The organism is Paraburkholderia sp. RL18-085-BIA-A (genome assembly GCF_046027075.1).
Classification (GTDB): Bacteria; Pseudomonadota; Gammaproteobacteria; order Burkholderiales; family Burkholderiaceae; genus Paraburkholderia.
The window spans coordinates 1-19123 of record NZ_JARESU010000148.1; the positions used below are offsets into that span (position 1 = coordinate 1).

Here is a 19123-nt window from a genome sequence, read left to right on the forward strand (position 1 = left end):
CCGGGAACTCGCCAAGCATTCGCTGTCATTGCTGGGCAGCGTGCCGGATATCGGAATGCTCGACGTGGTCTACACAAAATGGGCCGACCAGTCTGCGGGGGCGCGGTGAACGGTCAAGCAGACGGCCTGGCACCAAAGTTTCTCCGGGGCGGCAACTGCCGCCAGGGCAGTCGCGAAACATTGCGACAGGCCTGATCCCAACGGGTGTCTGGTGCGATTCGGTTCGCAACCTACGAATGAGAAAACGGGCGCGGTTAGTGTTTGCACGAATGAAGGTGGCGCGCCGTAGTCGCTGTGAATTGACGCAACTGTTTGCGACGTACTTTTTTTACCCTTGACTCCGGCCGGCTAATGGGGGTCCGTTGACGGCCGATGTCTGCCCGGAGTCGCCCGGTAGGTACGTGAGCCAGCGGCCCTGTGCCGTTACAACTGGCTCTCAATCTCAGTCTTATCGATGGCCGATCCATGAAACTCACGCAACGGCGCTTCAAACAGTTAAACAGGAGATTCTCGCGCTGGAGAATGGATCAACGGTCTCTACGGACTAGCCTTCTCTCGGACGCCTTCGGCATGATCGAGCGCATCGGCAGGTAGAACCACTCAGGCCCGCAGTATGCGGGCCTGGTTGAATGACGTAGCGAAAAAAAAACGCCCGCACAGGGCGGGCATAAAAGAAGGCGGAGGCGGCGATCATGGAGAACACCGCCTTCGGAGGCAAATGCTACATCGCTGATTCAGCGTGACGCCGTTTCAAACGGCGCGCCATTCCTGCAGTGCGTCCCGGACTTCTTCGATGACTGGACCCCATTCGCCTAACCTTCGTTGACGGAACAGCCCATGGACGGATACCAGGGGCTATCTGCTCTTTCTATCATCCATCGCCATTCCGTGTATGCGGGACAAGTACCCACACGGGCAAGTTCGCAACTCCCGCCAGATGTGCGACCGATGTATCGACAGTGACTAGCAGGTCGAGCGAATGCAGTATTGCAAGCGTATCGGTGAAGTCATGGATGGCCGGCCCCAGCGTGTGTACGTCGAAATGCTGCGTCAGTGCTTCACTGTCCCGCTCGGTGCGCTTCGCAAAAGAAATAGTCATAGCCAAGGGTCGCAGTGTTGCGCAGGCTGTTGTCGACCGGAACGCCGAGCTGACTGGTATCCTGTTCGTGTTGCAGTCCGGTAGCAGGGGGCAGGCGGCAAGCGTCTGTACGATTGAATTCGATCCGGTCAGGAAAAGCAACGCGTTTCTGCGCACGCCTGCGAAACACCACTGACATATTTCCGTGCAGAATATAAGGACCTTCGCCATGCACAACGAGCCGAAAAACAGTGTCGATCGCCGCGACTTCATGAAGGCGGCAATCGCGCTAGTCAGCGCATCATCCGCCCTGGCGACACAAGCCGCCACCGCGAATGCCCAGGAAGCGAATCCGGCTGCTACCGGCGAGGCGACGGCCGCACCAAGGGGTACTGTCTATACCGGGGACGTGATCCAGGGGAAGAAGGTCATCAGTGCGCTCGACGTCAACGACCTGGAGCGCGGCGTGAAGCACATGTTCTTTTTCCAGGGCGTGCAGATGCCGACGGGGCAGTCCTGGTATGTGTCGGTCATCGTCGTCAGAGGCACGAAGCCTGGTAAGCGCATCGCCCTCATCAGCGGCGTACATGGTGATGAGATCAGTCCGGTACACACCATACAGACCGTCGTGAACCAGCTTGATCCGACACGGATGTCGGGCACAGTGCTGGCGGTGCTCGACGTCTCCCGTCCTGCGCTCGAAGCCATGGAGCGCAGATGGCCCAATTCCGGAAGAGGTAATGACCTCATCGACATCAACCGCGAATGGCCGGGGAATGAAAACGGCCCCAGCGCACCCAGCCGGCATGCCGGGCTGGTGTTCAACAGGCTCCTCAGGCCGAACGCCGACTACGCGCTCGATTTTCATACCGGCACGACCGGGATGGACGTAACCTCATTCAATCTGGCCCGGCTGGAATTGCCGGAGGCACGGGCGATGGCGGAGTTATTCCCCATCAGTCAGATATTCGACAACGCCGCCTACCCGACGCTGCTTGCGAACGCCCTCATCAATGTTGGGATTCCTGCGATCACGCCTGAGATTGGTGCCGCCCGCATCCTCGATCCCAAAATGATTCCATTGTTCGTGGAAGGCACGATGAATGTGCTTAAGCGCTATGGAGTCATTCCCGGCCCGATGGGACGCACCGGGCGGGACACAGACATCTTCATCGGCAATAGCGCCCATGCAATCCTTTCGACACATGGCGGATTCGTTGAGCTTCTGGTCAAGTTGAACGACAAGGTCAAGGTTGGGCAAAAAGTTGCCATCCAGCGCAACACCTTCGGCGAAATCGTCGCGGAGTATACAACCGAAGTCGCTGGCGAGGTCGCGGCGCGTCGGAGCGATGCGACGGCCGAGCCAGGCATTCCGCTCGTGATGATTCTCTACCAGGGCTCGACGCAGGAACTCCCGGTCGATTACTCCGAGTGACTTCGGCTGCAAGCTTAAACTTGCAACGCAATGTCGTATCCGGTCGGCACCTGTCGGGTGAGCCCGGAATGTCTTGCCGCTGACTAGCCCTGCACGCACCCATATGCGACCCCGGATCTCGGCGATGACCAGCAACGCCAGAATTGCGATAGTGCCAATCTTGATGCCGCCCGCCGTTCCCGCACTGCCGCCGCCGACAAACATCAGGAAATAATGCAGGGCCCAGCTGTCACGGCTCATGACACCGATGTCCATGGAATTGAAGCCGGCTGTCCGCGCCGATACAGAAGCGAAGGCGGCCGACAGTATCTTTTCCGGTATCGGCATCGCGCCAAGTGTCTTCGGGTTGGCCCATTCGAACAGCAGCAACCCCATAAAACCGGCGAGCAGCAGCATACCCGTGGCCAGTAGCGTGAGCTTGGTGTGGAGTGACAGATGACGGGCGCCCCGAATCTTTTCCCGCAGATCGTACAGGACGGGAAATCCGATACCCCCAGCGACAATCGCGACCATCACCGGCACCAGCATCAACGCATCTGCGGAGTAGCGCATCAAACTGTCCGGATGAATCGAAAAACCCGCATTGTTGAATGCCGAGACGGCATGAAACAGACCGTTCCATGCGGCCTCACCCCATCGTAGGTTGTATCCCGAATGTAACCTGACGGTAAGCCATAGCGCTGTGCCCAGCTCCGTGACGACCGTTACCACAACCACGAGTCTGGTCACGCTGGCGATGTCGCCCAGACGAAGGGAGTGGGTTTCGACCTGGGTGATCAGTTTCGCTCGCAAGGGCAAGGACCGGTTGACCATGAGCCCCAGAAGGGTGGCCGCGGTCATCATGCCGAAGCCGCCGATCTGAAACAGCGCCAGGATGACCCACTGACCGAAGCTCGACCAGTAGGTGCCGGTATCGACCACGACGAGTCCAGTCACGCAGACTCCCGAGGTGGCCGTAAAAAAGGCCGTCAGCCACGGCGCTGCCTCACCTTTGGCCTGCGACAGAGGTAACCTCAGAAGGAGAGTTCCCGCCACAATCGTGAACAGGAAGCCTAAGGTTACTGCGCGGGAGGGATGAAGCAGTTGTCGCATTCAATACCTCATCAAAACGCTTTGATAAGCTAATTTGATGAGAATAGTCATTTTGGACAGTAACTGGATCTCTTTTCGACCTGGCCGGCCGATGATCCAGGGTCATGACATCAAATGTTGCGAATGTCAAAAAACTGTTCGTGAGCGTTGCAAAGAAAGGCGGAAGCGCGTCACGTGGCGTCTTTTTGCGAGGCGAAACGATGCTCGACGACATTCCGAATATCGAAGAAGCTTTCGGTAACCTGAAGGTTCCCCACAGCCATACGTCGACCCATGACCTGACGGAAATGCTGGCGATAGCGCTGCGGGCAATTCTTTCAGGCACGGATAGCTGGATCGGGAAGCACGTCATTCCAGCCCCGAGAACGGCCGCTTGGTCGTGATATCAGAAGGCTGTGGCACTCGTAACTTTCGGCGATCAGATTGAACAACACGCACGCTTTGGGCGGGGCTTTTCGGGGGTATAACATATAACGACTCGTCCAGAATGATCAGTTCGAAGCGGTCTCGAGCTTGGTGAGAGCGCATGGCAATTGCAGGCTCTGACGTGCATCCGTCAACTTTTACGCGATCTCGCTGGTCCGCTTGAAAAGCACCCGGTAGCCGACGTCGATTAGCGCGTGCCCGATGGCGGACCCAAGATCATTTTTGCCGTCCCCGGGCGGACCAAACAGCAGCGCTGTGGCGCCTTTCTCGAGCCGCGAATCTCCAGTAGAGGGCCTCCAGGATTCGGACTTTTTTGCCATAGCGGCAGTGCAGAATCAGTGGAATCAAACGCCGATCGTTCGCACGTGTTGACGTCATGGTTGCCATTTCGTGGGAAAAATCCCATCCTTTCCCGGTAAGGCCTTGCTGGCAACTGCCGTACGTTTCGTCCGGAACCTGAAGGTACTCCATAGAGGGGAACCACAAGTAGGCGATGACGACAACATCCTGAGCCGTGGACCATGACCCTCGTTAGAATTTTATGAACTGGCGCCGCGTAGCTGGTCGGAGGAGTGCACCAGGGTGCTGCCAACACAATGACGGGCGAAGGCGCCGAATATTTCACGCCGCTGCGGTTGGGCGTGATCGTCGGCTCGATGCTATCGGGCGTGACCGGCTAAACGGAACTGAATAACCGATTGCAACAGGGAGAAGAACATGCTGACTCTCGACACACCCGAAACGCTCATGGCCGCTGCTCTCGTTCTTCTTCTCGGGCGGAAAATCCGTGCCTGGACGCCTATACTGCAAAGGTACAGCATCCCCGAACCGGTCGTTGGCGGTCTGCTCGTCGCGTTGCTCGTGTTTGTGTTGCGCAGCGCCTTGAAGGTAGGCGTCCATTTTGACACGGCGCTTCAGGCCCCTCTCATGCTCACCTTTTTCGCCACCATCGGCCTCAGTGCGGATATCGCGGGGCTGAGAGCGGGCGGAAGGGCGCTGCTTGTCTTTTTCGGCGTCGTGGTTGGTCTGCTCGTGATGCAGAATGCGCTCGGTATCGTCCTGGCTTGGGCGTTGGGACAAGATCCCCTTCTCGGCCTGCTCGGCGCGTCGGTAACCCTGTCCGGAGGACACGGCACCGGTGCGGCGTGGGCCAAGGTGTTCGCAGAGCGTCACGGACTCGCCTCGGCGACGGAGATTGCGATCGCATGCGCCACGTTCGGTCTGATTCTCGGGGGCTTGATCGGCGGGCCGGTCGGACGTTTTCTCATCACGCGCCATGGACTCGTCTCCACCCCTCGAACCGACGTCCCAGGCACGACCGGGTTCGAAGAACCCAAGGCCGTACGCCCGATCACCGCAGAGGCCGTCATCGAAACGATTGCGCTGATAGCCGTGTGTCTCGCTGTGGGTTCAGCGCTCGCTGCCCGATTGACTGGCACAGCGTTCGAACTACCGGCATTTGTCTGCGTGTTGTTCGTCGGCGTCGTTCTGCGCAATGGTCTCGCGTTGGTCGGCTGGTATCAGATCTTCGATCTCGCAGTGTCGCTGATCGGCAATGTCAGCCTCGGGCTCTTTCTCGCAATTGCACTGATGAGCCTGCGTCTATGGGACCTCGCCTCGCTTGCTCTGCCGCTTTTCGCGATCCTGGTCGTGCAGGCGATCGCCATGGCAGCCTATGCCGTTTTCGTCACCTTCCGCGTAATGGGCCGCAACTATGACGCGGCGGTACTGGCTGCCGGGCACTGTGGTTTTGGCCTTGGGGCCACGCCGACTGCGATCGCCAACATGCAAGCTATTACAGAGCGCTTCGGCCCCTCGCATCTGGCTTTTCTGGTGGTGCCAATGGTGGGCGCGTTCTTTATCGACATCGCCAACGCAATCACGATCAAGTTGTTCCTGCTGCTGCCGATTTACGGGTAAAGACCGACTTCTCGCACGCCGCACCAGGAAGGACGCGAGGCCGCCTAGCGGCAGTGTAGCGCGCCCCTCAGTGTACACAGGACACGGAGCCCCTCTGCCAATCATGGTAAATGCTTACGCGACTGTCGCCGAGGTTGACACCACGCTCCTGCAGCCTTTGCGCTTCGGCCTGTGCATCAAGCGCGTTCCGATGGTCGTGCATCGCGCGGTTCAGCGCTGGGGCATCAAATTCCACGTTCAGCCAGATCTCTTCCGCGACGCGCGCGGCGGCGACTTGAAATTCAGGCGGACCGGACAGCGTGAGCGTCTGCCCGAAATTCTGTTGTGCCAGGCGTAGGCCGGTTTCGATCTCGTCCCCATCGGCGCACCCACCTGCAGAGTGACGATCCATCGTCGACAAGCAACGTCACGCCCTCGCTATTTGCACAACACCCCATTACATCTCGACCGATCGCAGACCATCAGCCATTCCGCGCGGGAGGGATGATCTTCTTGAGCAGCGGACCGAAAGTTAGTCCCTGAACCAGGATGGAAAAGATCACTACGATATACGTGATGGTGAGGATTAACTCGCGCTCGCGCCCGGGGGGTAGCAGGAAGGCAAGCGCGATTGAAAGGGCCCCTCTCAGACCACCCCAGGTCAGCAATGTGACGGTGCCCTTTGGAAATGGCACGATGAAGCCGAGCATCCTGATCGGGATCGTTACGCTGATGGCACGCCCGGCCAGGACGCATCCTATACCGATCAATCCGAGAACCAGGGACTTTCCCGTTTCGTTGATCGACACAATTTCCAGGCCAATCAGCAGGAACAGCAGGCTGTTCAGGATTTCGTCAATCAACTCCCAAAATTTCCCGAGATACTCCTGCGTCTGCCTGGACATCGCCAGGTTCCATCCGCTGTTGCCGAGGACCAGTCCGGCGACGACTACGGCGATCGGCCCGGACATATGAATCGCGTCGGCAAGCGCGTAAGAGCCCATGCAGAGCGCGATGGAAAGCAGAATCTCGACCTGGTAGTCGTCGATCTCGCGAATGAGGCGAAACACAATCCAGCCGAGAAGCCAGCCGAGCGCAATACCGCCAAGCGTTTCCTGGACAAAAAACCATGACACGCTGGCAACGCTCGGCTTACTCGAACCGGTAGCAACGTCCAGGATTGTCAGAAAGATCACTGCGCAGACACCATCGTTGAACAGACTCTCTCCCGTAATACGGGTTTCCAGATCCTTCGGTGCTCCCGCCTTCTTGATAATCCCCAACACCGCAATCGGGTCGGTCGGCGAAATCAGTGCACCGAACAGCAATGCGTAAATAAATCGCAGGTCATATCCGAATAAATAAGCCGCGCACCAGAACAAGGTGCCTATGACAAACGTGGACAGGACGGTGCCGAACGTGGAAAGGACGGTAACGGTCCACTTGACCTTGTACAGATCCTTCAGGTCCACATGTAGCGCTCCAGCGAATAGCAGAAAGGCAAGCAAGCCGTGAAATACCAGGTCGCTGAAATCAATGCCAGGAACGAATTGCGAATAGCGGTGCACGTCGACGACGCCGGTTTCCCCCAAGGTAACCAGCACAATCGAGAACACTAACGCAATTGCCATCAGGCCGATCGTCGGGGGGAGATGGAGAAGACGGTGGTTCAGATAGCCGCCCATCGCCGTCAGAGCGATCAGGGCTGTTACGGTTTGAAATAAGGTCATAACGGACTGCTACGGTTCGGCTTTTTTTTGTCGGCGGCCCGGGTTGAGACGGCATAGGCGCTATCCTATCGAGTGCTTGTCGCGGACCGGGATGTGTCTTTTGGGACGACAAGGTACGCGTTTATACGCTGCAAAGCATAAACGCGTACCCTGTCCCTACCCCTTGAACTGTCGCATCGTTGTGCCGCAGACACCGAAATTCGGCAAAGGTGCAACCCTACTGCCACACTCGTGGACCCGTTGGCTATGTTGAATGCAACGGGGGATCGACGATCCCCTATGCACGGCGCCATCGCGATAGAAAATTCATGTCAATTGCGATGGCAGAGACACGCGTTAATCAGGTGTTGAGCCATCGGATGCGAAAACGGCAATAGATCCGCTGGGCACCCTCCTGCTGGCAGAAGTTCGATGTGCTGTCATCAGCGTTGATCTGGGCGAATGTCTTGCGTGCCGAGGTCGCTCACTGCCTTAGTCAGGTACAACGAATGGAAGAATCGTTACGCCAAAGTTTTTAACGCTCCCCCAGTAGTTGACATTGCCCACTCGCCGTCGCCGCGCAATCGCCTGCGACAAGCAGCCCCAGACCGAGCCATCGAAATGCCGATGACCACGTTGCCGGAGCAAGGAAAGTCAGGGCAAAATTGCCACAAATAACGTGAGGTGGATCAACCGAAGATTACTCTCACATCGTCTGATTGCAACCTCACCTTCAACCAACGATTCAGCTGCGCCTTGTCACCTTTCGAAAGCGGCCTCGTCAGTATTACGTCGAAAAGCGTCACTTTCTTTTCTCCCGTAGTGTGGGCCGTCGGATCCCACTCTGTCGCCTCCGAGAAAAGTACACGTTGAATCCGTGGATATTGTGCGTGGAGCTCCACAGCGACCTTCGCGAGCTGCTGGTGATCAGTATCTGTCTTCTGCAATTCCGCTTGTAGCTGGTCGATTCTCTTGTCCCTGCTGTCGATTTCGCGCTGCGTCTGGTTGTAGAGATCGTTGACGATGCTCGCCTTGAGGCTTGAGGCATCGATCTTCTCGTCCCCCGTTTGCCGTATGACCAGATCACTACCTGCGAGCCCGTAGCTCTGCAAGTGTTTTGCAATCTCATCGAGCTGTGTCTGATCGACGCGTTGGCCAACGAGTGTGACGTCGATGAGATGCTGCTTTGGCCGGATTACCGTACCCGCTATGACGGTTTGCTTCAACGTCAGTTCCTGTGCGAGGAACTGCTGTGCACGCGCACGGAACAACTCCTCGTCGACGAATTTGAACGCAAGATAGACGCTTGGGATCGCGGTCGCCAGCACGGCTGCGAGTACGTATCGCTTCACACGCCGCTCGATGCGCTCATCGACGACAGTTTGTCGTTGCGGCTTGATGATCCAGGTGAGCACCACGGTCGCGAAGGCGATGAACACGCAGTTAATCGAAAACAGGTAGAACGCCCCGCCGAAATACGACCAGTCGCCGTGCGCGAGACCATACCCGGCGGTGCACAACGGTGGCATCAGCGCGGTCGCGATCGCGACGCCTGGCAGCACGTTCGACTTCTCCTGACGAGTCGCGCCGACCATGCCTGCGAGACCACCAAATAGTGCGATCAGCACGTCCCAGATATTTGGTGTTGTGCGTGCAAGCAATTCGGAATGTGCTCCCGTGAGCGGACTGCAGAGGAAATACACGGTCGACGTCGCGAGACTGATCGCAGTCGCGATCACGAGATTCTTTAGCGATTTTCGGATCAGCGGAAAGTCGTAAATGCCGATGCCGTAACCGAAACCCATGATCGGGCCCATTAGAGGCGAAATCAGCATTGCGCCGATGATCACAGCGGTCGAGTTGACGTCGAGGCCGATTGAAGCGATGAAAATCGCGAACATCAGAATCCACAGATTCGTGCCCCTCAGGGCGATGCCACTGCGCAGGGTCTGATCGATCGTGGCGTCGTCTGCCTGACCGTCTCTCAGGCTGAAATATTTGCGCAGCGTCTTTCTTGTCCGTGTAGATCGGGGAACCGGGTTAATCGACTCGAATACGTTCATGGTATGACTAGACGGCAGGTGCACATGACGCTGACCCAAGGCAATTGCTATGCGAAAACGTCGCAGGCTGTGCCGCATCTGGTAAAAACCGAAGATCGTGCCATGAATGGCACCCCATGAGCGATGTGACCAGTTCGAAAAATCGCGGCAAACCCGTAAGCGTGCCAGGGAATGAAATGAACTCGTCCCACGGGTAAGCGTTCATTTCAATTCCTTGGGCTAAGCCGATATTCAGACCAAAAATATGGCGATTCGGATATATCTGGCTGGTCGCAACCTTTAAAGCGACGCCATTGTGGTTTACTAATTCGCGGTCGTTTCATCCAGCATCAAACGCATATGCCTCGCTTTCGGATGAGAGGCTTCGTTCGTGAGTTCAATCCGGAATACGTGTCACACTGGACTCTCGACCCACAACATCGAGCAACCTATCAAGCTTGCCATTAGCCTGCGAAAGCTCCCGATCAAGAAAATCTTGAAGCCTGTGGAAGCGTGATTCTTCCGCTTGCTCTGCAACCTTACGAGCTCGATCGAGCTCCTTCGTCATCCGCCGGGACTCAACCAGCGTCGCGACCTCAAGCTTCGCCAGACTTATCGCGTAGATCAGCGTAAGCACACCGATTGCGGCCAGCAGGACTTCGCCCAATGGCGCATCAACAGTAGCAAAGATCACGTTGAGCGTCGTCCGCTGAGAAATTGTTGCCCAGTTCAGCAAGGCAAATAATGCCAGTGCTGACAAAGCAACGCTGATCGCTATTGTTCTGAATCTCATGCAACCCTCCCGACGACCACGGTTTAAATACTTTGTATGAACGGCTCATTCGTATACATAGGATACCTTATTTTATATCACTCACCACCGCCCGAGTCCGCAGCACTCCCCGCAAGCGCGGCCTGTAGCGCGTCTGGCGTGTCGAAACAACGTTTGACGACATCACCTGCATCCGTACCTTCTCGCAGCACACGGCTGCCCGCGAACTGCAGGACGTGCGCGAGCGGATGATGGCTCGGCCAGGATGACGCCGTTGATTGACACCGTCGGCTGGGAGACCGCTGGTACGATGGGTAAACGCAGGTCACGGGCCATACGGACAGTCTGCCTGTTGGCGGGTCCACGCTGGCGTCCAACAAGGCGCTCTCTGAAAAGCGTGCAAAACAGGAGATGCAGATACTTGTCGCAACCGGACCGCCGACCGAGCGCGTTTCTACCGCTGACACAGATGACGCCAACCCTGCTGGCGGCCTGTTCGGAATATAGCTCGATGCTTACATTGGTCAGGCCACTCACATTCCTCAGCTCGAACTCATCGATGTGGCTTCCCAACCGCCAAGCTAGGCTAACCGAGCCAAAGTGGGTTTCGAGGACTGAGTAATCCTGCTTGTCATCCATCGTTTAGGTTCGAGGGTGTCGGTATCGAAAGGTAGGTACCTGCAAGCATGCGCCGAAAGCGAAACGACTACAAACATAGTTAAATTCAAATTTGACAAACAATCAGGTCGCTGGCGCGCTCTATCGCAAATACCTTCCTGCCCGGCTTCGACGGATGACGTCTTTTGGTTCTGATGTGATGGACAACTCCCGCTACCCACAGAGAGACTTATGACAAAGTTGGGGGAAATACCGCAGCGGCTTCTGCGCAGCTCGAACGTCAGGCCCTTATCAAGGTCTGGTTACCGAAAGATAAGCCGCGACCTCTTCAATCTGCGCTTCGCTCAGCATCGCTGCGACCGCCGTCATCGTTCCTGGCGCCGGCATTTTCCCCTTCGCGCGTGCCTGAAATTCGTGTAACCGTGCGATGACAAACGCCGCCGGCTCGCCGGCGATGCCTGGAAAGCGCGCGCCGTTGCCTTTGCCACCAGCCGCGTGACAGCTGAAGCAGGCCGGGAGGTCGGGTCCAGCACCCATCTCGGCGAGTTGCTTTCCGGCGATCACCAGGCTCTGCGACGGTTGAGTTGCTCCCGCGGCAAGGGGTGGATTTTGCTGTGAAAAGAACATCGCCAGCTTGTGAATATCGCTATCGGAAAGGTTGCGTGCGACCGCTTGCATGGCGTCGCTCGCGCGCGAGCCCGCCTTGAACATTGCAAGCGCATGCGCAAGATAGTCCGGATCCTTCCCCGCAAGTCGCGGGCCGCCGCTTACCGTACCTGCGCCCAGGGCACCGTGACATGCGACACATGTTGTGACGGACGGTGGATTCGCATCGACGCCAGCATCCTGAACCTTCGCTGGGAATTGCGCGTGACAGATACCAGCGAGACCAAAAAGAGCCGCAACCGAAACCAATCGCAAGCCGTCGCGTAACTTGCGGCTATAACGCAAGCCGATCATAAATGTCTTCCCAATATTCTGCGAAAGAGCGGTGCGCGAACGTTGCTCATGGCGTCGGCCCGCATGGCCGCATTCCAGATTTCAGTCGGGGGGTTGTTGAGATCCCCGGCGGCTCACTCATATCTGTATTCCGGCTGCGACGATGATGGAGATGGCGAGGACCCACAACTCGATGGCGGTAAAGCGAGGGTATCTAATTTTCATCATCATCATTTTCCTCATGCCCCACGACAGGGTACTTGTCCTCTACCGTTACCGGCACCGCGTGGTTTGTCTCATTGATGTACTCCCCTATATCAGGGCTTTCATGTGGAAATTGGTTATCCTAATGGTCCTGTTCGTACCGCACAGTTATCTGTGTGAATCCACCGTTTGAGCGTCTCTCTTTGCGCATGGGCGGACGGCTGGAGATGGGCAGATTACTGCCCGATGCGGTCTGCCGTAGCCGACCCGCCTCGGACAGACATTCCGATCGAAAGCGGCTGTTCAATTGAAAGATCTCGTTCCATTCGTAGGAGTCCGTGGGACAAGCCGGGAGATATCGAAGACGAAAAAAGCGAAAACGAGGGCGGAACCCCCTCCCCTGAATTTCAGCGCCGAAACTCAATGGCGAAGCGGATTATCACAAGGAGTGGGCACAAGCGCATGGCGGTCCAGCCTCTGCGCCGCCTTAATCACGCGACTCTCCTGTCAGCCGAATCGGTTGACAGAATGGAAAGCCCCGTATCGGCAGGTTGCAGTCGCTTCAGCGTCGGACTGTGAAGCGGCCTGTGCGAACGCAACGGACCAACGGCCGCAGACATCGCGATAACGAATCGAATATGTGAACATGACAGTCTCCCTATCTGTGAATAGGTGTTACGTTCGCCATCAACGGGGCCGTGACGCCCTTCGGCGCCGGTGCGGAATGTTCATCTCATTCCGGTCATCGTTGGCTACTGGCTGGCTGCAAATCCGGTGCATTCCGCGGTCATTTCGGCGAAGCACTTCGCACAGCAGACGGCGGTAATACTCGGCCAAAGGCTCACGTGCTTCCGAACGTCTTCCTTCAACTCGCCGCATTCATTGCAGCGATCCAACACACGGACCTGCAGCGGCCGGTCGTGCCACCTTTCGAGCGAGTTCATGTCAGCAGCCCTCGTGTTGATCTGCGACGTCGACGGCGATGATGTTCGCGGCCATCCTCCGCAGTTCTGCGGGCGTCGGATCATCTCGGCTCGGTTCGAGCAAATCTCTTGCGTTCGTCCTCATCGTGGCCCTCACTGGATACAGATGCTGCCAAGTTCAACAGCCCCGCGATACACCTTCTTATTCAACCAAGGGACGAACGTTTGCTCGTCGTTACCGATATAAACGCGGTTGTGCGGAACATTTGCCATGGCTGACATTCAAATGAAATCGCCAAGTCCATGGAATCAAGATAGCCGGACGACTCCAAGAAAACCATTCTACGAACGGTCGCTGCAGCACTACGTGGACATAGTGCGCTTATACGTTTGGATACCTTGACGAGTCCAGGAACCTATTGTGACGTGACGGCGCCCGCGGACGGTTGCTGGCGACACATATGGTCCGACAGCACGGTTGCTGACGGGATACAAATGTTGGTCATCGGCCAACCACTGGATCGGTCCATCGTGTCCTATTGCATCTGGGCGACAGTGCAATCGCCACCAGATGGCTAGTGACCCACCAGTGACGGCAGTTCGTCCAAAAACGCGTCTCGTGCCCGCACTCCAGCCGTGCCAGATTCTTTCCTGCCGTCCTGAATGAGGCGGGCGAACACGAGAGTATCGTCCCCCTTCGTCGCCCAACCGACGAACCAACCGTGGGGATGGTCTTCGTCAAACGTTCCATCGGGTTTGCGCGGATAAGCCATGCCAGTTTTGCCGTGAACCGTCCAGCCATCGGAGAGCGTGTTCGATTCAACGATCCGCTTCGTCATCTCGAACGCAATCGGGGACACAGGTAACTGGCCGTTAATGAACTTCTCCAGGAAAGTGATTTGCTCCAAAGGAGAAATCTTCAATGACGACGCGATCCAGGAGCGATCGAGACCATTGTGCTTGCCGGGGTCGCCTGATACATCGGCATTCCCATAGCTAAACTCTTTCGCATATTGCGCGAAGCGCTCCGGCCCTAGGGCATGCGTGACTTGCTGCGAAAACCAGACCACCGAATATTTGAGCCACCGCGTCGGATCTGTTGGCTGCCTCCAGGCGTCGCCACCCCAGTCGTAATAACCTTCGCGGTACGGGAGCGTCGGTGTGTGCTCGTCTTTTAGAAAGCCGGCGTCATAGCCCATCAGACTGATTGCGATCTTGAACGTCGAAGCCGGAGTTACCCGTTCGGTACAATTCCCCCGTTGCATCAGGATCTTTCCCGTCTTCGCATCGGCGATCGCCGTACAAACAGTCGTGGCATGGGCTGCCGAAACGGCCAGCACCGAAAATAAAGATAGTATTGTGCGTCGTAGATACATCGGGTCTCCTGGATTGGCCAAATGGGATATCACTTTGCTTGCATTCGCGTTTCGAACAGGACATTTCGACGGCAATTCTTCTTTCAGGTTCCCTTCGCAAAACTTGCCACATGTAGGCAAGGTCCTATCCGGAAATAATCCGTAGGCGGTCAGACAGCCGGGGGCGGCCGCAGCGGCCTGGATTTTCCTGCCAGAGCTTCTGGTTTTGCCGCCACACATAGTTGCCCGTCCGGTTTAGCTGCTCCCAGCCGAGGTGCGAAAGCTATGGGAGCAGCGCCGTTTCGACTGATCCGTTGCCGGCGCGCATTGCGTGAACGGGCCACTTAGGAAATGAAGAAATTCGCTGCGCCGACCTCGTGCACCAAAGCTATCGTGATTTCGTGGCGCAGGACATCAAGTTCACATCACGCAATATACGTTGTACTAAACGGCTGAAGCTGTCGTGGCAGGAAGGTTGAGGTCGGTGCCCGGCGTTCAGAGCGGGGCATTGCTTGATGGCCGACTCACTCGGAGCAGACTGGAGCCATAAGCTGTGAGCGCTGACTGAGGCCAAGCGAGGAATATCAGCATCACCGGGAACGGGACGCGCGTATTCTGACGGGCGAGCAACGTGCCGTCATCGTCTCGCTGGCGTCGATTTCCCCTGGCTATGGTGCGATCCCACATACCTGACCGGGACCGCAAACGCATGGTCATGGATCCCACTGTTCACCAGGTGCAGGTCCGAATCGACGCGGGGCAGATCCAGTTCCACGACCGGCTTGCCGGCAATCGGCGCGAGCGCCGCGCCAAAAGAACGGCGGCCGGACTCGCGCGTGGTTTTGAGCGCGAAGGCCTCCACGAGGTCATCGCTGCCCTGCACACTCATCCAGAGAATCCGGCACAGGCTTGTATCGCAATCGTCGGCTACCGGCGTCAAGTCAGGCTCGCTGTGCGGGGTTCTCGGAGGCCAAATTAAAGTCGTCACCACTTCGCCGAGAAACGTGTCAACTCGCGCGTCAGCCCGGCCCCCTCCAAAATAAACCCCACAGACTCAATCACTAACTTCACGCGCAATGAAATTGTCACCAGCGGCGTCCCGCGTGGGTGTCAACTGCCGCGTGAGGCGGGCCATCTGGCGGCGATCGTGAGAATTTTCGTGGATAGCCGGCCACGGCCATAAGGGTCGCAAAGAAAGGCTTTCAACGCTTGGACGTGCGATATCCCGGCCGGAAAACGCTGTCGCGCTCTGACAGCTGCTGCGATTCGAACTGACAGAACTATTGCGGACTGGCGCAAAGCGATGTTTTCCACTCCCTGGTAGTGGAGATGAAATTGTCACTCCGGTGGCCGAAGCTTTTCGTGCCACTGGCAATCTGGAGTGACAGAATTGATGCGGCCTCAGAGTTTGGAACACATTTTCTCGAGCGTATATGCGCTGACAAGTTAGCCGACGACGGCGAACACATTGCGTCGCAGATGAAGTGTCAGAGGTACGGACGAGGGACGGAATCGGATCGAATTTCGCTGTGTCAAAAGGCAACCCGATCAGGCGCTTACGCAGATTTGATATTGGCGCCTCACGGTCTGGCCGCCGTCAGCAAACGGCGGCACTGGGCGGCGCTCAAACTGACCAGGCAATATTCACATTGACGACTGGCCCAAACGCGCAGGCAAGCGATGCGAACGCGAGATAGGTCTCGGCGAGACTGTCATAACAAGTGGAGACACGGCGAAAATGCTTGATGCGATTGAAGAACCGCTCGACCAGGTTGCGTGTACGGTACCTCACACGGTTGTATCGGCGCTTTGTCTTGGGATTCAAACACGAGGGAATCACGACTTTTGCGCGGCTAGCCCGTGACCGTTGAACGAAATGGTCAGCATCGTAGCCCCTGTCTTCGATAACCGCTCCTGTGCGCAGATGCTCGACCAGTCGCGCGGCACACGAGATGTCGGCGACCTGTCCTTCAGTGACGATCAGTCGCAACGGACGACCTTTCGAGCCCACTACCGGATGCAGTTTGATGCTCACTCCGTCCCGGGAACGTCCGAGCGCTTGTGGCCCGCTTTTTCAAGCGCCCCGCCGAATGCTGTGCGCTCGTACGATCGTCGAATCGGTCAGGACGTGCCCGATTTCGGTCTCGCCTGCCAACGCCGGTTGCGCTGCCGCAGACGCCGGGTTTGATCGATGCGACGATTGCCACCATCCGCCGCGACGGATAAAGGCCATTTGAGTTTGCGGCATGAACGGTCAGCGTCAGATAATCGACCGAATCAGCTTTGCTCATAATGCAATGCATCCCCATATCCATTAGCGAGCGCGACCGCTGGAATCTCCAACATGCTCAACACAACGATTTTTAGATTCGGATACCGCCGATTAATCAGGGGGAAAAGCGGCAGGCCGTCACCATAGTCGCCCCGGGGGATCACATAGTCAGACACCACCACGTCGCAGGGAAGATGGTCCAGCGCCGCACTAAACGCGGTCGAATCTTTCACAGCGTCGATCACGGAGATCGTGCTGCTCTTCTTCAGGTCAGGACGCACACCCTGGCCCGAGATCCCGATGGTGTTCGCGTACGGCACGGGTCTCGGGCCAACGCAGACCGCGCGCAACGTCGTGGACATCAGCGCGCGGCAGATTTCGTTCGTTGACCAACGCTCGGTCAGCACGGGACTCGCGGTTTCAGCCTGACAGTTTCGTAACGATCTGCACTTCGACACGGCGATTTTTTGCTCGCCCTTCCGCTGTCGCATTTGACTCCACCGGATCCTGCGCGCCGCGACCCTCCGCGGCAAATTCGTCCGCCCTAAGACCATGTTCGCGCAGATACTGCATGGTTGCTACGCTGCGCGCTTTTGAGAGGTTCTGGTTGTGCGAATCCGAACCGGTCGAATCCGTGTAACCGGTAGTGGCCACCCGTCGGAACTCGACGCTTTGGTTCGCGAGCAGGAACTGGTCCAGACCTCGCTTCGCCATAGGCGTGAGAGTAGCGCTGTCGGTAGCAAAGTTCGCATCACTCTGCAGAAGCGTTTGACGTAATGGGGCTGCTGGAGGCTGTTGTAAATTTTCTTGCGCAACCTGGGACGGCGGCACAGGCTTCTGAACGACCTGCGGGGTGCACATAAAAGTCATTTCACGAGGATTTCTGGTGGCCTCGCTGGAACGCAGTTCATCGACAAATTCGACTGGCGCTGCATTCTTTTCATTACAGATTCTGGTTGCTACCTCAGAACAGGTCTTCTCGCCTTCGACTAGTCCACCGCACGTCACCTGATATGCGGGATTCTGCTGATTAGGTATCTGAATGGAGTGTGCAGTGTAGGTTGGCCCCCATTGTGTCGTGCAGGCCGCCATGGGGCCGACGAGCGCGCCAAGCGTGATGAGCGCGACGCTTCGAAAGCTTGGAGTGAGAGATGCTTTCATGTGTTTTGAATCCTTGGATAATATTTAGTGGCTGGGAAGTCCCCGCGAGATACATCAATCCGCGGGCACTCCCTGACGGGCGTGACGGATGCAACCGTAGCTGCATCCGTCACTTCGCTTACCACTGCATCGAAGCTCCGACGCCGGCGGTGGTGCCACCAGCGCTCAGACCGACGCCGGCCTTCACCTTGATGTTGTCAGTGATACGCGCCGTACCGCCCAGCGCAACAGCCTGGTAACCCTTGTAGGTCCCTGCACCGATACCGAACGACAGCGTCTTGCCCTGATCGACTTCCGGAATCATCGTCAGTGCTGTAGCCGCGGCGATCCCGGAGTAAGCCCCACGCGCAACGCCGTTGATGGCATTGTTGGTGTCGTTAATGCGCTGATCGGTGTAGTTGTTGGCCTGCTGCACGCCTTGCGCCACCGAACTGTTCATCTGGCTCAGGTTGACTGCATCGGTCGGCGCCGTACCTGCTGCGACATTGGTGATCTGGCGTTCGTTACCCGCCGAGCCCACCGACACCGAGTTGTCGCGGTCCGTCACCGAACCCTGACCCAACGCGACCGAGTTCGTATTGGCCGCCTGCGAGCCCGTGCCGATTGCCGTCGAGTTGACGCCCGTCGCCGCCGCATTGGCGCCGACTGCCACAGCGTTGTCTGCTGCCGCACTGGCGTTCGCACCGATCACCGTGGCGTAGTTGCCCGAAGCAGCCGCACCCGCACCGGCGGCCGTGCTGCCCACGCCAGTACCAGGCGTCGCCGCATTGACCTCCGAACCATCGCCGCTCGCCGACGGAACATTCGTTGCGGTGAAGGACGGGCTTCCCGGCTGGATCCCGGACACCTGCCCGGTGAGACTCGACACCTGTCCGTTGAGATCCGTCACCTGGTCCTGCAACGCCGACAGCTGCCCGAAGTTCACCGCGTCATACGTGCTTGCGCCGTTCGCAACATTGGTCAGGACCACAGGACCTGCGCTCTGGCTTCCACCCAGTGTCACCGAATTGAAGTTGACCGAACCGTCGGTGTTGCGGTCGTACTGCACCGCGCCCGACAATTGCGTCCCGACATCACCCATCTGGTTCTGCAGCTTCGTGATGTCCGTCGTGTTCTCCGTCACACGACCATCAATGTCGGTAATTGCATCACCCACATTGCTGACCGTCGTACCACCCACGCTGTAGCTCGGCGCCGA

General features: G+C 57.5%; 15 protein-coding genes and 3 pseudogenes. 4 read left to right on the plus strand and 14 right to left on the minus strand.

Features of this window, described 5'->3' with window-relative positions:
• Nucleotides 1-750 precede the first annotated feature (750 nt).
• Nucleotides 751-1066: pseudogene (locus tag P0D89_RS43995) on the minus strand (hypothetical protein); the annotation flags it as partial.
• On the opposite strand from P0D89_RS43995, the gene P0D89_RS44000 reads away from it, so the two are divergent.
• Complete coding sequence (locus P0D89_RS44000; protein ID WP_408361927.1) at nt 1014-1274, plus strand: hypothetical protein; 261 nt, start codon at nt 1014-1016, stop codon at nt 1272-1274. The pseudogene P0D89_RS43995 and the gene P0D89_RS44000 sit on opposite strands and share 53 nt — an antisense overlap.
• 33 nt (nt 1275-1307) lie before the next feature.
• Nucleotides 1308-2513, plus strand: coding sequence for a succinylglutamate desuccinylase/aspartoacylase family protein (locus P0D89_RS44005; protein WP_408361874.1), 1206 nt, complete (start codon nt 1308-1310; stop codon nt 2511-2513).
• 105 nt (nt 2514-2618) lie between these two features.
• Here the strand turns inward: P0D89_RS44005 and P0D89_RS44010 are convergent.
• Nucleotides 2619-3605 (minus strand): annotated as a pseudogene (locus P0D89_RS44010) (TrkH family potassium uptake protein); the annotation flags it as partial.
• 200 nt (nt 3606-3805) lie between these two features.
• Here P0D89_RS44010 and P0D89_RS44015 point away from each other — a divergent pair.
• Together P0D89_RS44015 and gltS are read left to right on the plus strand one after the other, a co-directional pair.
• Nucleotides 3806-3988 carry a hypothetical protein gene (locus tag P0D89_RS44015; protein WP_408361873.1) on the plus strand — a complete coding sequence of 61 codons (183 nt, stop codon included), beginning with the start codon at nt 3806-3808 and terminating at the stop codon, nt 3986-3988.
• A 760-nt stretch (nt 3989-4748) separates the two neighbouring features.
• Nucleotides 4749-5951 carry a sodium/glutamate symporter gene (gene gltS, locus P0D89_RS44020; protein WP_408361872.1) on the plus strand — a complete coding sequence of 401 codons (1203 nt, stop codon included), beginning with the start codon at nt 4749-4751 and terminating at the stop codon, nt 5949-5951.
• A gap of 67 nt (nt 5952-6018) precedes the next feature.
• Here the strand turns inward: gltS and P0D89_RS44025 are convergent, their stop codons facing one another.
• From P0D89_RS44025 to P0D89_RS44075, 12 genes and pseudogenes are all read right to left on the minus strand, one after another.
• Complete coding sequence (locus P0D89_RS44025) at nt 6019-6342, minus strand: LPD7 domain-containing protein (protein WP_408361922.1); 324 nt, start codon at nt 6340-6342, stop codon at nt 6019-6021.
• A gap of 70 nt (nt 6343-6412) precedes the next feature.
• Nucleotides 6413-7660, minus strand: coding sequence for a cation:proton antiporter (locus tag P0D89_RS44030; RefSeq protein ID WP_408361871.1), 1248 nt, complete (start codon nt 7658-7660; stop codon nt 6413-6415).
• 668 nt (nt 7661-8328) lie between these two features.
• Nucleotides 8329-9702 carry a DUF389 domain-containing protein gene (locus P0D89_RS44035; RefSeq protein WP_408361870.1) on the minus strand — a complete coding sequence of 458 codons (1374 nt, stop codon included), beginning with the start codon at nt 9700-9702 and terminating at the stop codon, nt 8329-8331.
• 376 nt (nt 9703-10078) lie between these two features.
• Nucleotides 10079-10474: a hypothetical protein gene (locus tag P0D89_RS44040; protein WP_408361869.1), complete on the minus strand. Its 396-nt coding sequence runs from the start codon at nt 10472-10474 to the stop codon at nt 10079-10081.
• Nucleotides 10475-10636: 162 nt separating this feature from the next.
• Nucleotides 10637-11092, minus strand: coding sequence for a hypothetical protein (locus P0D89_RS54835; RefSeq protein ID WP_494478576.1), 456 nt, complete (start codon nt 11090-11092; stop codon nt 10637-10639).
• Nucleotides 11093-11362: 270 nt separating this feature from the next.
• Complete coding sequence (locus P0D89_RS44045; protein WP_408361868.1) at nt 11363-12031, minus strand: c-type cytochrome; 669 nt, start codon at nt 12029-12031, stop codon at nt 11363-11365.
• Nucleotides 12032-13712: 1681 nt separating this feature from the next.
• Nucleotides 13713-14513 carry a class D beta-lactamase gene (gene blaOXA / locus P0D89_RS44050; RefSeq protein ID WP_408361867.1) on the minus strand — a complete coding sequence of 267 codons (801 nt, stop codon included), beginning with the start codon at nt 14511-14513 and terminating at the stop codon, nt 13713-13715.
• 616 nt (nt 14514-15129) lie between these two features.
• Nucleotides 15130-15432, minus strand: coding sequence for a hypothetical protein (locus P0D89_RS44055; protein ID WP_408378586.1), 303 nt, complete (start codon nt 15430-15432; stop codon nt 15130-15132).
• A gap of 684 nt (nt 15433-16116) precedes the next feature.
• Nucleotides 16117-16653, minus strand: a pseudogene (locus P0D89_RS44060) (IS5 family transposase); the annotation flags it as partial.
• Nucleotides 16654-16769: 116 nt separating this feature from the next.
• A complete protein-coding gene (locus tag P0D89_RS44065) occupies nt 16770-17171 on the minus strand; it encodes a response regulator transcription factor (RefSeq protein WP_408361865.1) in 402 nt (133 codons plus the stop codon).
• Between the two features lie 13 nt (nt 17172-17184).
• On the minus strand, nt 17185-17925 hold the full coding sequence (locus P0D89_RS44070; RefSeq protein ID WP_408361864.1) for an OmpA family protein: 741 nt from the start codon (nt 17923-17925) through the stop codon (nt 17185-17187).
• A 118-nt stretch (nt 17926-18043) separates the two neighbouring features.
• Nucleotides 18044-19123: YadA family autotransporter adhesin (locus P0D89_RS44075; protein WP_408378588.1), on the minus strand; the 1080-nt coding region annotated here is incomplete at its 5' end.

Bases quoted from the DNA above. Each gene is read 5' to 3' on its own strand.
- P0D89_RS54835 (WP_494478576.1), bottom strand. From the start codon at position 11,092: ATGGATGACAAGCAGGATTACTCAGTCCTCGAAACCCACTTTGGCTCG.
- P0D89_RS44035 (WP_408361870.1), bottom strand. From the start codon at position 9,702: ATGAACGTATTCGAGTCGATTAACCCGGTTCCCCGATCTACACGGACA.
- P0D89_RS44005 (WP_408361874.1), top strand. From the start codon at position 1,308: ATGCACAACGAGCCGAAAAACAGTGTCGATCGCCGCGACTTCATGAAG.
- P0D89_RS44045 (WP_408361868.1), bottom strand. From the start codon at position 12,031: ATGATCGGCTTGCGTTATAGCCGCAAGTTACGCGACGGCTTGCGATTG.
- P0D89_RS44000 (WP_408361927.1), top strand. From the start codon at position 1,014: ATGGCCGGCCCCAGCGTGTGTACGTCGAAATGCTGCGTCAGTGCTTCA.
- P0D89_RS44030 (WP_408361871.1), bottom strand. From the start codon at position 7,660: ATGACCTTATTTCAAACCGTAACAGCCCTGATCGCTCTGACGGCGATG.
- P0D89_RS44015 (WP_408361873.1), top strand. From the start codon at position 3,806: ATGCTCGACGACATTCCGAATATCGAAGAAGCTTTCGGTAACCTGAAG.
- P0D89_RS44070 (WP_408361864.1), bottom strand. From the start codon at position 17,925: ATGAAAGCATCTCTCACTCCAAGCTTTCGAAGCGTCGCGCTCATCACG.
- gltS (WP_408361872.1), top strand. From the start codon at position 4,749: ATGCTGACTCTCGACACACCCGAAACGCTCATGGCCGCTGCTCTCGTT.
- blaOXA (WP_408361867.1), bottom strand. From the start codon at position 14,513: ATGTATCTACGACGCACAATACTATCTTTATTTTCGGTGCTGGCCGTT.
- P0D89_RS44040 (WP_408361869.1), bottom strand. From the start codon at position 10,474: ATGAGATTCAGAACAATAGCGATCAGCGTTGCTTTGTCAGCACTGGCA.
- P0D89_RS44025 (WP_408361922.1), bottom strand. From the start codon at position 6,342: ATGGATCGTCACTCTGCAGGTGGGTGCGCCGATGGGGACGAGATCGAA.